The sequence below is a fragment of the Burkholderia sp. Bp9031 genome, assembly GCF_003857965.1.
GTDB classification, from domain to species: domain Bacteria; phylum Pseudomonadota; class Gammaproteobacteria; order Burkholderiales; family Burkholderiaceae; genus Burkholderia; species Burkholderia ambifaria_A.
On sequence record NZ_QTPW01000046.1, the window covers coordinates 27799 to 42632 of the forward strand.

General features: G+C 63.0%; 8 protein-coding genes and 1 tRNA gene. 4 read left to right on the forward strand and 5 right to left on the reverse strand.

From position 1 onward, the window contains the following. Window positions 1-201 precede the first annotated feature (201 nt). Together DIE15_RS34045 and DIE15_RS34050 are read left to right on the forward strand one after the other, a co-directional pair. Window positions 202-1611 (forward strand): MFS transporter, encoded by a 1410-nt coding sequence (locus tag DIE15_RS34045; RefSeq protein ID WP_409364327.1) that lies wholly within the window; start codon window positions 202-204, stop codon window positions 1609-1611. Then, a complete protein-coding gene (locus tag DIE15_RS34050; RefSeq protein ID WP_124835612.1) occupies window positions 1598-2647 on the forward strand; it encodes a beta-propeller fold lactonase family protein in 1050 nt (349 codons plus the stop codon). The genes DIE15_RS34045 and DIE15_RS34050 overlap by 14 nt, the downstream gene beginning before the upstream one ends. An 83-nt stretch (window positions 2648-2730) precedes the next feature. On the opposite strand, the gene DIE15_RS34055 is transcribed toward DIE15_RS34050, so the two are convergent. Next, window positions 2731-3768: an AraC family transcriptional regulator gene (locus tag DIE15_RS34055; RefSeq protein ID WP_057929137.1), complete on the reverse strand. Its 1038-nt coding sequence runs from the start codon at window positions 3766-3768 to the stop codon at window positions 2731-2733. A 226-nt stretch (window positions 3769-3994) separates the two neighbouring features. Between DIE15_RS34055 and DIE15_RS34060 the strand changes: the two genes are divergently transcribed. After that, a complete protein-coding gene (locus DIE15_RS34060; protein ID WP_124835613.1) occupies window positions 3995-5107 on the forward strand; it encodes a fatty acid desaturase in 1113 nt (370 codons plus the stop codon). Between the two features lie 25 nt (window positions 5108-5132). Here DIE15_RS34060 and DIE15_RS34065 read toward each other — a convergent pair whose 3' ends face one another. Beyond that, complete coding sequence (locus DIE15_RS34065; protein WP_057929136.1) at window positions 5133-5753, reverse strand: HAD family hydrolase; 621 nt, start codon at window positions 5751-5753, stop codon at window positions 5133-5135. A 226-nt stretch (window positions 5754-5979) separates the two neighbouring features. Here DIE15_RS34065 and DIE15_RS34070 point away from each other — a divergent pair. Continuing rightward, window positions 5980-6070, forward strand: a tRNA-Ser gene (locus DIE15_RS34070). A gap of 450 nt (window positions 6071-6520) precedes the next feature. Here DIE15_RS34070 and DIE15_RS34075 read toward each other — a convergent pair. The 3 genes from DIE15_RS34075 to DIE15_RS34085 all read right to left on the reverse strand — a co-directional run bounded on the left by DIE15_RS34075 (window position 6521) and on the right by DIE15_RS34085 (window position 14653). After that, window positions 6521-12148: a DUF3320 domain-containing protein gene (locus tag DIE15_RS34075; RefSeq protein ID WP_124835614.1), complete on the reverse strand. Its 5628-nt coding sequence runs from the start codon at window positions 12146-12148 to the stop codon at window positions 6521-6523. Between the two features lie 141 nt (window positions 12149-12289). Further along, window positions 12290-14305 (reverse strand): sodium:solute symporter family protein, encoded by a 2016-nt coding sequence (locus DIE15_RS34080; RefSeq protein WP_057929131.1) that lies wholly within the window; start codon window positions 14303-14305, stop codon window positions 12290-12292. A 3-nt stretch (window positions 14306-14308) separates the two neighbouring features. Continuing rightward, complete coding sequence (locus DIE15_RS34085; protein ID WP_057929130.1) at window positions 14309-14653, reverse strand: DUF4212 domain-containing protein; 345 nt, start codon at window positions 14651-14653, stop codon at window positions 14309-14311. Window positions 14654-14834 lie beyond the last annotated feature (181 nt).

Below are 14834 nucleotides of genomic sequence, written 5' to 3' on the forward strand. Positions count from 1 at the left end.
GCGAATCCCTTCAGAGCACTGAGCAACACCCTGCGCCGGCGGACTGCCAACCGACGTCATACGTCATCAGATGTGATTGACTCCGATACCATCCTCATGATATTCCCCATTATTTGGGCATATTTCGGGTAAACCCGCGACGTCAGGCCGTCATCTCAGGCGTACCATGTCATACGACGACATACTACTTAAATCCCCCCGATGCCGACGCGGGCCACCGCCCCGTTCGCCGTCCGACCGGAGACTCCCTTGACCTCGCCCGCCCTGTCCGGCCGCGACCCGCTCGCGTCCGCCATCTCGAAAGTGAAATGGCACGTGCTGCCGCTCGTGCTGATCATGTTCATCGCGAACTACATCGACCGCGTGAACGTCGGCTTCGTCGATCGCCACCTCGAAGCGTCGATCGGCATCGGCGCGGCCGCGTACGGGCTCGGCGCCGGCCTGTTCTTCGTCGGCTACGCGCTGTTCGAAGTGCCGTCGAACCTGCTGATGCAGCGCTACGGCGCACGCATCTGGCTCGCGCGGATCATGGCGACGTGGGGGATCGTCGCGGCCGCGATGGCGTTCGTGTGGAACGACACGTCGTTCTATGTGTTGCGCTTCCTGCTCGGCGCGGCCGAGGCCGGCTTCTTCCCCGGCGTCGTGCTGTACCTGTCGCAATGGCTGCCGCCGCAGGAACGCGGCAAGGCGATGGCGATCTTCCTCGGCGGTTCCGCGTTCGCGTCGGTGCTGTCCGGGCCCGTCACCGGCGCGCTACTGTCGATCCACGGCTTCGGCCTGCAGGGCTGGCAATGGATGTTCCTGATCGAAGGAATGTTCTCGGTCGCGCTGTGCGGCGCAAGCTGGCTGCTGCTGAAATCACATATTCGCGACGCGACGTGGCTCAGCGCCGACGAACGCGCGGCACTCCAGAACGCGCTCGACGCGGAGCGCGCGACACGCGATGTGCGCTCGAAGGTGCAGGTATCGGCCGCCACGCTGCTGCGCGACCCGCAGATCATGCTGTTCTGCTTCCTGTATTTCGCGATCCAGCTGACGATCTACGCGGCCACCTTCTGGCTGCCGACGATCATCCGCAAGATGGGCGGCCTCACCGACTTCCAGGTCGGCCTCTACAACACGATTCCGTGGATGATCGCGATCGGCGCGATGTATGGTTTCGCGGTGCTGTCCGCGAAGTGGAAGCATCCGCAGCGCTGGCTGTCGTTCGCGCTCGTGCTCGCCGCGTGCGGGCTGTTCGCGTCGACCTCGCACGATCCCGTCTGGTCGTTCGCGTCGATCTGCTTCGCCGCGCTCGGCTTCAAGGCCGCGTCGTCGCTGTTCTGGCCGATCCCGCAGGGCTATCTCGACACGCGCGTGGCCGCGGCCGTGATCGCGCTGATCAACTCGATCGGCAACCTCGGCGGCTTCGTCGCGCCGACGGCATTCGGCTATCTGAAGCAACATACGGGTTCGATCACGGGCGGCCTGTATGCGCTCGCGATCGCATCCCTCGTCGCCGCGGTCGCCGCGCTGTTCGCTCGCACGCACCGGCGCAGCGATCCGCCGCGCGGCCTGCCGGCCGACGAGTCCTTCACGAACACCGCGATGCTCCGCCATGCCGAACACTGACCGCCTGACCGTCGTCGTCTCGAATGCCGCCGACGGCGACCTCGCCACGTTCTCGCTCGCGCCCGACGGCGCGCTCGCGCCGCTCACCCGCTACCCGGCCGGCGACGTCGCGATGCCCATCGCCGTGCAGCCCGATCGCGCGCGGCTGTACGTCGCGACGCGCGGCGAGCAGCCGACGATCGTCGCGTTCCGCGTCGCGACGAGTACCGGCGCGCTTGCACGCATCGGTGCAACCGCGATCGACGCGAGCCACGCGTACCTGTCGCTCGACCGCAGCGGCCGCTGGCTGCTCGGCGCGTCGTACGGCGGCAATTCGCTGAGCCTCTACGACGCCGCCCGCATGCGCGACGGCGACGGTGCGCCGCTGCAGGTCGCGCACGGCATCGCGAACGCGCACGCGGTCGTCGTGTCGCCGGACAACCGGTTCGCGTATGTCAGCTCGCTCGGCTCCGACCGGATCTTCACGTTCGCGCTCGTCGAGGATGCCGGCGGCCTGCGTGCGCTCGAACACGGCGAAACGCGCGTGCCGGGCGGCTTCGGGCCGCGCCACCTGCGCTTCGCGCGCGACGGCCGTGCGCTCGTCGCGGTCAGCGAGTTCCAGGCCACGCTCGCGACCTTCGCGCGCGACGCCGAAAGCGGCCGCCTCGGCGACGCACAGATCAGCGCGCGCCACCCGGCCATCGCCGATCTCGCGCAAGGCCATGCGCGCCCGCCCGCGCCGACCGAGCCCGCCGTGTGGGCCGCCGATCTCCACCTGACGCCCGACGAGCGCTTCGCGTATGTCGGCGAACGCACGTCGAGTCAGTTGCTCTGCTATCGCCGCGATGCGCACGGCTGCTTCGAACCCGCGCACGCGACGGCCACCGAAACGCAACCGCGCGGCTTCGCGATCGATCCGTCGGGACGCTGGCTCGTCGCGTGCGGCGAACAGTCAGAACATGTGTCGGTCTACGCGATCGCGCAGCACGACGGCACGCTGGCATTGCGCGCGCGCGTGCCGGGCGGCCGCGGGGCGAACTGGGTTGCGATCGTCTGATCTGATCGGTCGCATGGCCGCTGGATCGATGGATTGACGTCGCGGCACACGGCCGGCACCTGCCCGCGCCGCCCGGCGCGCAATCAGCGCCGCTCGCTCGGCGCGACGCCGGTCCAGCGCTTGAACGCCCGCGTGAAATTCGCGCGATCGGTATAGCCGACCCGCGCCGCGATCTCGTCGACCGGCAGGCGCGTGCCCTCGAGCAAGCGGAGCGCATCGCGCAGCCGGATCTCGTCGAGCAGCGCCGAATAGGTCGCGCCGAATTCCGCGAGCTTGCGTTTCAGCGTACGCGCCGATACGTGAAGTTCGCGCGCGACCGCGTCGACCGATGGATAGCCGGCCTCGCCGCAGATCAGCAGGTTGCGCACGCGCTCGACGATGCTTTCCGCATAACCGAGCCGCGCGAGCTCGGCCTCGCATTGCTGGACGATCATCTGCGCCGTCTGCGCGTTCGCGGTGCCGATCGGCTCGTCGAGCAGCGCGGCGTCGCAGCGGATACGGTTCGCACGCGCGTCGAAATGACAGCGCGGCAGCCGCGCCCGATAGCGCTCGAACCACGGCGGCTCGGGCCATTCGAAATGCAGCTCCGCACGCGATTGCAACGTGCGGCCTGGCGCGGGATCGAGCAGCGAGTTGAACAGGATCGCCGTCTCGACCAGGAAGTTCTCCACCGCGAACTGGCGCAGCCGCCCGAGCGGAAACGCCTCGAGCACGTCGATGTCGACGATCCCGTCGAGTTGCGCGAGCCTCACCGAAAAGAACGGTACGCGCGTCGGCAAATAACGGATGCCGAGCGCGATCGCCTCGCCGAGCGTTGCGCAACTCATCAGCCCGAAGCCGATCAGCCCGGATTTCGTCAGACTGCTGCGCAGGCCGATCTCGATTGCGATCGACGGATCGTTGGTCGCATCGAGCAGGTTGAACACGATCGCGGCCTGCTGCAGCGGCGTGATGCGCGCATCGGGCTGGGCGAGCCGGTCGCGCTCGACGCCCGAGCCGGCGAGAATGCGGCCGCCATCGATGCCGCGCTCCTCGGCGAGCATCAGCATGAACAGTGCATACGCGGACGATACCGTCGCCTTGTTCAGCTGGCGCGCGGCATCCGGAACGGACAGGGCCATGCGGCGGACTCCGGAGCGGTTTCGGCGGATTGTAGCGTCGCTGGCCCGCAATGACACCACGGCGGCACTCTAGCCGCACGAGGCTGCATCGGGCGCTCGTGCACCAGCCATCGCGGCCCGAAATGACACCATCATTGGCACCGGCGGCCCTCGCGTGCGCAACGGGGCACGCCTATGCTTGTCACATCGGCATTGCACCCCACTCTTTCCGCACGGATTCCGGTCGATGAGCCAACCCGCACGAACCGTCTTTCTCCACGACGCCGACAAGGTCGCGTATGTCCGTCGAGAGGTCAACGCCGCGAGCGACTCGATCCGCGCGCGCTTTCCGCTGCTCGACAACCAGAACCTCGTCGGCGCGACCGTGATGGCCGTGTCGGTGAGCGCGATGCTCGCGATCGCGTGGCTGTATGCGCGCGGCGCGATCGCATGGTACGTCGCGCTGCCGGTCGCCGCGTTCGTCGCGTCGCTGATCCACGAACTCGAGCACGACCTGATCCATCTGATGTACTTCAGGAAGACGCCGTGGGCCTATCACCTGATGATGGCGCTGTGCTGGCTCACGCGGCCGGGCACGATCAACCCGTGGACACGCCGGCGCATGCACCTGCATCACCACAAGGTGTCGGGCGGCGAATCGGATCTCGAGGAATTCGGCATCACCAACGGCGAGCGCTGGGGTGTGAAGCGGATGCTGATGATCGCGGACGGAATGCTCGCCGTCGTGCTGCGGCCGGATGCGATGCGCCGCAAGGTCAAGCAGTATGTCGCCGCGCAGCCGGTGCGGGATGCGTCCGAACGCGTGCAATTGCGCGTCGAGCAGGTGTCGTCCTACATGCCGATCGGTCACGCGTACTACGCGCTGTGGCACGCATTCATCGTCTATCACGCCGGCCTGTTCGCGCTGCATGCGTTCGGCTATGCGGTGACCGTGCCGGCCGTCGTCGAGCGCGTGATGCACGTCGTCGATTTCCTTGCGGTCGTGTGGCTCGGGCCGAACTTCGTGCGCAGCTTCTGCATCAATTTCGTCAGCTCGAACATGCATTACTTCGGCGACATCGACTCGCGCAACGTGATCCAGCAGACCCAGGTACTCAACCCGTGGTGGATGCTGCCGTTCCAGCTGTTCTGCTTCAACTTCGGCAGCACGCACGCGATCCATCACTTCGTCGTGCGCGATCCGTTCTACATCCGGCAGCTGACCGCGCGCACCGCGCATGCGGCACTGCGTGAGGTCGGCGTGCGGTTCAACGACGTCGGCACGTTCAAGCGGGCGAATCGCTGGGGCGCGTATCGTCCGGCTCGCAGCACGCACGGCGGGCAGCGGGCCGACGCGTAATAGCGGCGCCGGCGCTGTCGATCCATCAGTCGCCGATCGGCGGCATCGGCCCCTGCCCGCGAATCCACGCCCAGTTCGCGAGCTCGGCCATTTCCTTGTCGCCGCGGCTGTCACCGTACGCGAACAGTTTCCCGGGCGCCTGATTGCCCCACCAGCCGCGCAAGCGCACGACCTTCTGCGGGCCCCAGCAGTTCTCGCCGTTCAGCCGCCCGGTGAACGTGCCGCGCTCGAATGCGAGGCGCGTCGCGAGCACCGTGTCGATGCCCGCCGTCCTCGCCCACTTCTCCAGATACAGCGACGGCGACGCGCTGACCAGCACGACTTCGTGTCCGCGCGCGCGATGCTCGCGCACCCGTTCCAGCATGTCCGGACGCACGAGGTTCGGCAGATAGCTGTCGACGAACCGCAGCGCCACTGCATCGAGCGCGTCCTCGCGGATCGCCCCGAACGCAAACCACGCGAACTTCGCCTTCGCGTCGCCGCGCGACAGCAGCCCGGCCTTCATCGCGGCGATCCACGGCAGCGCACGCAGCCCGGCCCACGCGAAGCGCGGCGTGCCGACCGCGTAGCGGACGAAATGGCGGAAGCTGTCGGTGGTCGTGATGGTGCCGTCGAAATCGAATGCGGCGACGATGCGGTCAGTCATGGAGAATCGGCGGGAAAGCAATGAGATGCCCGGGAAGATAACAGACTCGGGCCGCGCGCCACGCGACGCCAGACCGGGGAACCCCGCTACCCCGCTCGCGGGGTCGGCATTCGAGGCGAGGCGGGCGCGCCGCTGCGGCCGCTGTAAGGAGTTCCTGACCGATTTCGGTGGATCGTCGAAGGGAGTGGCGGGCGGCCGCCAGAGTTTGCTATACTCTTGGTCTTCCGGAGAGATGGATGAGTGGTTTAAGTCGCACGCCTGGAAAGCGTGTATAGGTTAATCGCCTATCGGGGGTTCGAATCCCCCTCTCTCCGCCAGGACACTAGCAAAGACGGGCCTCTCGGCCCGTTTTTCGTTTGCCCCCCGCCAAAGAGCCCGCCAATCGTCGGCGGGGCTGTCCTTGCTCAAACCACACTCGTCGAGAGCAAGCACCTTCCTCGCGATTTCCTTTCGCCCCGTCAGAATGATGGACGTCAATGCGCCGCGATAGCGTGCGCAGGCGTGGCGGGTTCGGCCTCGCACCAAAGAATGTCGTTTTCAAGTCGCTTCTAAGCCACCCCACCGCCTCTGACCCGGGAAACGACGCGTGAGGTTCGCGAGACTAACAAATGGCCATTCAGCGGCTCGACGTCGACGGGTTCGCAGACGCCCTGGCCTTGACGTACGAACTAAACAGAAACTATATGTCTCCCGTAGACGAACCGCGGTGGAATAAACCTACTCCCCCGCGATTGCTCCAGTACGCAGAAATTTCGTCTCTTTCGCTATTACGTTGATCTCCTCGATTCATCCGTGGCGGTCAGTACCCCCGCGACCTCCTTCAATTGCTGTCGAGAAATCAAAGCATCGACCGCCTGTTCAAGCACGCCTCGTACCTGACTGCTCGTATTGCGGATGCCAAATCCACGCGACACGGCCTGAATAACCTGATCTCGCGTCGCACCAAAACTCCTTTCAATCAGTTGAAGAGCAGCAGCTTCGATCTCCGCTGGCGGCAGCATATCGGCTCGACGGAGGGCGATGGCATTGACCCCTGAACGATCGCGAGGCACGGGCACACTGTTAGGCGTAGACAGAAACTCCCCCGATCGCGTGATACGGCCCGTCTTCGTTGCAATGTCAATGGATCGGCCGACCACGTCTTCAATTCGGCCGCCGGTTCGCTTCAATCCCCACGCCTCCCGCATCCGAGTGACGATGTGGTCCCGATGCACCGGCCCCTCGACTTGGACAGCTTGGACCACCAATTCCGTCAACGCTCCCTGCGGCGCCTCATGCAGTTCTTCGACGAGATGGCTCGGGCGCACCAACGTCACTTCTTCATATGGCGCAAAACCAGCGGCATCCTCTGCGTCGGTCACCGCCTCCCGCTCCACATAGGGTGCCTCAGCATCCAACTGCTCCGTTAGCGCGACGTCTTCCTGCAGTTCGTCGAAATCAACCTTGAGAGCCTCAATACGACGAATCAACACGTCTAATTGCTCCGTCGGGCGCTGAAACCAATCCGTACTCCAAATCCGATGGATGGTCCAACCATGCTCCTCCAAGATTGATTGTCGCAGTCGATCTCGATCTCGAGCTGAGCGTGCCCTGTGGTAAGCAGCACCATCACATTCGATACCCAACAAGAATCGTCCCGGTCGCTCAGCGTCGACGACAGCCAGATCAATGAAGAAACCAGCCAGGCCCACTTGCGCCTGAACTTCATACCCCCTCGTTCGGAGCGCATTGGCCACCTGCGCTTCGAAAATGCTGTCATGGTCGCGCCCCGTAACCTCCGCCATCGGCAAGCGCCCCGTGCGGGCATATTGGAGGAATATACGAAACGCGTTGACCCCCGCCCGCTCCGCTGCATAGGCCGGGTCAATATCCTCATCCGTCATGGACGCAAACACGTCGCATCGCTGCTTGGCGCGACTAATCAAAACATTCAACCGCCGCTCACCGCCCGCTGTACCCAACGGACCAAAACGCATCGGTACTCGACCGTTAGGCAAAGATCGACCATAGCCGACAGAGATAAAGATGACGTCACGCTCATCACCCTGGACGTTTTCCAGGTTTTTGACGAAGAACGGTTCCGAACGATGCGCCTTAAAGAAATCCTCAACCTCCGGCGACAACCCGCGGCGCAGAAGTTCAAGTTCATCAATGATCGCGCGCCGCTGAGCGGCGGAGAAAGCTGCCACGCCCAGGGAGAGCTTCGGATATGTGCGCGCATGGGCAACGATCGCCTGTGCCACTGCCTTCGCTTCAATCAAGTTATTACGCTTGTTGCCCGCGTCGAACAAACCTTCGTGTATATGATGAAACCGCAGCCCCCTCCCACCCTGCGCCGTATATGGACTCGGCACGATATAAAGCTTGTTCTCATAGAACTGACGATTGCTGACCGCAATCAATGACTGATGGCGGCTGCGATAGTGCCAACGCAACATCCTAGTAGGTAGACCACGAGCCGTGAACAAACCAAGGATGCTCTCGATATCGGCAACCGCAGTCGCTCCTTCGTCATCCTCGTCTTCGTTGCTCGAGGTCATCTTGGCAAAGAAGGCGGTAGGCGGGAGCTGCTTTGGATCACCAACTACAACGACCTGTCTTGAACGCGCGATCGCACCCAAGGCGTCAACAGGCTGAATCTGGCTGGCCTCATCCATCACCAGCAAATCGAACTCCATCGAGCCCGGCACAAGAAACTGCGCTACAGACAGCGGACTCATCATGAATACAGGCTTGAGCGCCCGTAGTGCTGGACCGGCCCTCTCCACGAGCTTGCGCAGCGATATATGACCTTTCTTTTTTTGAATCTCGCCCCGGAGTACGCCGAGCGGACCCAGAGCACCGCCATCCCGAGGTGGAACGTTCTGGTAATGCGCTCGCACTACTTCAGCGCTCGCGGTAACTATTCGCTGCCTGTCCAGGGTGACAAACTCCTGCACAATGCGCCCATGGGTAGCCCCATCAAATCGAGCAAGATCGGGCTCGAGGTGAACCATGCGCGCATAAGTGGCCTCGAAATAGGCCATCTCGAACGCACGAGCCAGCGCGTCCGGTGCAAGTCGGCCATCATCCAGGCGCGCCACCAAATCGCTGCACCCTTGAGCCCGAGCCCGCGCCGAGCGATCCCGGTAGTTCACCCAGCGGAAGAGCTGCTCATGCTCTTCGCTCCAACGTTGCAGCCGCCAGACCAGTACATCGAGTCTTGCATCCAGGATCGTGCCGCCAATGGAGGCCTCCAAATCCAATTGCAGTTCGTCAGCCAAAGCCTTAAAACCGATCCGGATGATCGCCTGTGATGCTGACAACGCGTCGGCACGAAACGCTAGATGCTCTCGCTCGCCGATCCGACCAGCTAAAGCCCGGATGTCTAGGTTCTGTCCAATCCAGTCCGCGGCAGACTTCAGCGCCGCCCAGTTAGACTGCTCCCCTTGCCATTCACCATCAAAAGCCGCCTGCCCTCGCATTAAGCCGTCGCGCACAGCTTGGCGATCGCGTTGTCCGGCAGCCAGAGCCTCCAAGACGACACGGGTTTCACCAACGTTGGAGACTCCATCAGGAACTAGTGTGCCAGCTGCCGAATACGCACGTGTATATCGCACCGCGAGCTGCAACAGCGAACGTAAATCGGCACGCTCCACCGCTGCTACTTCGCCAAATACCTGATCCCGGGCCGCCAGAAGATCCTCCCATACTTCTTTTAATCCACGCTCTATCTGCTGACAGACAGACCAGAGTTGCTTGGATCGCGCCGCCACCTCAGCCTTTTCCGGGCTGCGTGCGGCGATCAATCGCGGCTCGGCGCCCAGTCCTTTCAAGGACCGCATCCACTCGACCAATGCCAAAAGCGGCGCCGACTGCGATCTCGCCCCACGCCAATCATCGCCAAACGCGCTACGTCCCAAAGCGTCTTCTGTTTCGATAATCTTCTTCGCGTCCTGCCCCTTAGCCAGCGTATCCAATAGTTCCAATACGACGAGAAGCGGCTGATTAGGTGTCGCAAGAACGGACCCGATCAATCGATTGGCCGCACGCCATTCACCGCTCAAAAAGCGAAAAATGCTCGTGCCATGCGATGCCAATGTCGCGCGTGCAGGCGCCAAGCTGAGGGACCATGCCGCCTCGGTCAGTTGAGTTCCAATGGCAGCCTTGGCGACCTCAAAGTCGGCAACGGCTTGAGCGACCTCTCCGGCACGCTCGATCCCGCCATCCCACAGATCCGACGCGAATGTTTCCGGGCTGGCAGGTGGCGCGGACGCCACTCGCTCACCGATACGGGCCAGCGTCTGGAAGTCTCCAAACGTGGACCCCGGCTCTCGCCCTAGTTGACGAGCGAGCGCCGCCGCCTCGGTCAGCAATCGTGGCAACTCTTCGGATACCCGGGCAAGGCGTTGGAACTGCTCCGCACCGAAAGTCTCAGGAAGTTCCGTAAAGGCACCGAGAGTATCATCGAGGTTTGTGTCCCATGCGTCCTCGACAACTCGGCCGGTCAAAGCCTCTCGTTGTACCGCATACCGTTGACCTAGTTCGAGCAAATGCAAGATGGGATCTGGGGTATTCCAACCGTCGTGTCCCAAGGCAGACGCGGATAGCTTGGGTGCCGCCGCAACGCGCTGGAACAGCTCCACCATCGGCGGAACGTCGGACAAACGAAGCGGCGGTTCGAGTTCCAGGAGCCCCGCGGCAGCGTCGAACTTCGGCTGCTCCACCAAGACCTGTTCGAGTAGCCGCTGCACACGCGCGACCAAACGCTCCGCGTCCATTGGTGAGATCGCCGCCAATCCCACACCTACCCAAGCATGATCGGCCGGCCGCCCAATCTCCATGACACGGCTCGCCAAATCTGCCAGCAAATCCTGGCGAGCAGCGAAACCGTCCTTACCCCACTGCTCCGGACTTTCCAGTTGAATGTCATTAGGCCGTTCACCTTGCTCACGTAAGCGAACCAAATGCCCAATTACCTGAAACGGAGATAGCTCCGATTTCGAATCGATGGTGTGCAGCTTCTGTGCGTGGGCGTTGAGGTTATCGCGCGCCTCGGTCAAACGCGTGAACAGACTTCCTGGGTCCGCAACCTTGGGTGCTCCCAATTCCCACGTGCGCCGCAGCTCATCCAATACCGCGCGCTTGTTCGCTTTGTTACTGTGCAATTCCAAGCAAGCATCGCCGACGCCTTTGTCGTCGAGGCGGCGTTTTACCACATCCAACGCGGCCATCTTTTCGGCCACAAAAAGCACGCTCTTCTCGTCCTTGACGGCTGCAGCGATGATGTTGGCAATGGTCTGGCTCTTACCTGTACCGGGTGGACCTTGAATGACTAGATTCTTGCCTCGCCGCACTTCGTGAATCGCCAGCGCCTGCGAGCTATCGCAATCCAAAATATGGAGCATTTCAGACGGAGGGACCAACGCATCGATGTTGGCATCCTCATGTGCGAGGTCCTCGCCGCCGGAAAAACCCTCCGCCAGCAGCGAGCGGACCAGAGGGTGGTCACCTATCGCGGCACCCTTCGGCCAAACAGCTGGATCCAGATCCCGATACATCAAGAATTTCGCGAAGGAGAAAAATCCCACGGACATCTGATCGGGGAATACCTCCCACCCTTCCTTTGTCTCGACGCTCTGCCGAACCAGCTCCATGTAGTCAAGCGGATCGAACATGTCACTCGCATCAAAAGCTGGCATACGGAGCGCATGCACTCGATCGAGATAAGCTTCGAGCGAAAGGTTTGACGCAAAGTCCTCCTGCCTTGCCTTTAGGTTGAAACGTTCACCAGCATTACCCCGATCAAGCTGAACGGGGACCAGCAGAAGCGGCGCGTAACGAATGTTCTCTGCATTATTGGGATCGACCCACTTCAGTGCCCCCATCGCCAAGAAGAGTACGTTGACACCCTGCTCTTCCTCCAACGTGCGTGCATCCAGATAAAGTTCCAGGAGACGCTTCTGGAGACCCTTGCTGGTCAAACGGGTTTGCAGGCGTGTATCGGCGTGTCGTCGCAAAACACCTCGCTCGTCCGTACTGTCATCTTCTGGCTGGGCTAGTTCCTCGATTTCATCGGGTTCGACAAGTAGTTGTTTCGACGCTCCCTCTGCGACAAGCTCGTTAGCCGCGACAGATTCAAGATTCTTGGTATCTGCGGCACGCCCCGCCAAAAAAGTGAAAGTTTTCCCCTCTCGGACCAGCAACCGAAATATCTCGCCAACCTTCTCATCGATGACTTCGATGAAGCGCCCTCCTCGCGCGCCCCGTGGCACATTGAGCAGGCGGTTACGTGCAGACAAATCGAGTAACTCGACCCGCGCTCGCTCCAGTTTTTCGGAGAGCGGCAAGTTACTCTGGAAAATGGATTGATCTTCACTCGCCGCAGACGCGACTTGCCCCTGCACTGGTTCCATGACTTCCCCCGTTTCTTCATTGCCTTGCTATTCGAAGACCTTCAATTCATTACGGAGCACTATAACTCTCTACGAAACAAACAGTAGCGAGCAGAAACGTTTGCGAACAGAATAGGACGCCACGTGCACGATTACATTCCCTCACGGATGCCGAATGTAATCCACCAACGCCCGCGTATATTCATCCGGCTGCCGATCAACCAGACTGACCACGATCGCCACCGCAAACCCCGCCGGCACGCCGAACACGCCTGAACTGATCGGTTCGATCCCGAACCACGTCCGCCCCACGAAGCCCGTCAGCTGCGTGAAATACGGATACGTCGACACGATGTAGTACACGCACACCGCAAGCCCCGTCACCATCCCGGCGATCGCACCGCGCGTCGTCGTGCGTTTCCAGAACACCCCAAGCACGAGCACCGGAAAGAAGCTGGACGCCGCCAGCGAAAACGCCGCACCGACAAGAAACAGGATCTTCCCCGTATTGAGCGACGCGACATACGACGCGAACAATGCGACACCAAGCAGCAGCACCTTCGAGATGGTCACGCGCCGCTGGCTCGACGCATCCGGCGCGACCATGCAGTAATAGACGTCGTGCGACAACGCGTTCGCGATCGTCAGCAGCAATCCGTCCGCGGTCGACAGCGCGGCAGCCAGCGCACCGGCCGCGATCAGCCCCGACACGACATACGGCAGCCCCGCGATCTCCGGCGCGGCCAGCACGACCATGTCCGGCTGCATCTGGATCTCCGACCAGTGAACGATGCCGTCCCGAATCACCTCGACGATGCTGATCAGGTCGGGTTCGAAGTGATGCCACTGCGTGACCCATGCGGGCAGTTCGGCGATCGGTCGCCCGACGAGGCCGGTGAGAATCTCATACTTGATCATCACCGCGAGCACCGGCACGCTCAAGTAGAAGAGCGCGATGAAGAACAGCGTCCACCCGACCGAGCGCCGCGCGGACGCCACCGACGTCGTCGTGTTGTAGCGCGTGAGGATGTGCGGCAGGCTCGCGGTGCCGAGCGACAGGCACAACAGCAGCGCAAGGAAATTCCGCTCGCGCGGCTTGCGCTCGTCGTCGTTCGCGGCGGGAAACGGCTCGTGCATCGGCACGGGCGGCTCGGCGCGTGCCAGCAGGTCGTCGCGCGCCTGGCTCCAGGTCACGCGCGCCGCCGTCGGGTCGCGCGGGAAGTCGGCCAGCTCACGCTCGCGCTGGTTGATCTCGCGCAGCGGCCCATTGTGGCGCCGCAGGTCCGCAAGCTGGTCGACGAGTTGCCGGCGTGCGTCCGCATACGAGCCTGGCAAGCGATCGAGTTGCGCCTGGACGACTGCGGCCTGCCGGCGATACGCGTCACGCACCTGCTGCTCCTCGGCTGCATCGCGCACCTGCGCCTCGCGCGCCGCCACGCGCTCCATCAGCTTGCCGTAATTGAACTGCGGCACCGGCCCGAGCCCGTTCTTCATCGCGATCAGCGACACGGGAATCAGGATCGCGCTGATCAGGATGATGTACTGCGCGACCTGCGTCCACGTGACCGCGCGCATGCCACCGAGAAACGAGCACACGAGAATCCCGGCGAGCCCGCAGAAGATGCCGATCGCAAAGTCGACCCCGATGAAGCGCGTCGCGATCAGCCCGATCCCCTGGATCTGCGCGACCAGATAAACGAACGAGCACAGGATCGCCGCGCCGGCCGCAAGCGCGCGCACGGCGGTGCTCGAAAAGCGTGTACCGAGAAAATCGGGAATCGTGTAGCGTGCGAGCTTGCGCACGTACGGCGCAAGCAGGAACGCCACGAGGCAGAACCCGCCCGTCCACCCCATCACGTATGCGAGCGCATCGTAGCCGGTCGCGTAAAGCGAGCCGGCGAGACCGATGAACGACGCCGCCGACAGCCAGTCGGCCGCCGTCGCCATCCCGTTGAACGCGGACGGCACGCGCCGCCCGGCCACGTAGTATTCGACGAGATCGGACGTGCGCGACAGCAGCCCGATCACCGCATACACGGCGATCGGCACGAACAGGAAGACGTAACCGATCCACACGCCCGACCCGGTCGCGCGCTCGATGCGCCACAGCAGCAGCACGAACCCGAGAAAGCCGAGCGTGTAGAGCGCGTACGCGCGAATCAGTCGATGCGTCAGCATGGATCAGCGGGCATGATCTGCATTGCCCGCGTGCGCGGCATACTCGTCGTACGCGCGCCGCAGCGTGCGGTCCGCGCGCTGCATCAGGCCGATGTACACGACGATCAGCACCAGATACACGAGAATCGCGCCCTGTGCGCCGACATAGAACGGCAGGCTGAAACCGGCGAAGCGGATACCCGCGAGCGCGGGCGCGAAGAACGGCACGACGAACGACACGGTGAAGCCGATCGCCATCAGCACCAGGATCAGCACGACGTTGAAGCGCCAATAGCGCGCATGGGCACGCGCGAGCGGCTCGGGAACGGGCGGCGGCGCGGCAGGCGCCGGACGGGACGGAACGGTCATGCCGTTATTTAGCAAAAAGCCCCTGCGCGGACAATCGGGATTGCCGCGCAGGGGCTCGTACGCACAACGTGCGCAACAGGCGCGATCAGCGCACTTCGGCGAGTTGCTCGAGGATCGCCGGGTTCTCGAGGGTGGAGGTGTCCTGCGTGATCGCCTCGCCCTTCGCGAGCGAGCGCAACAG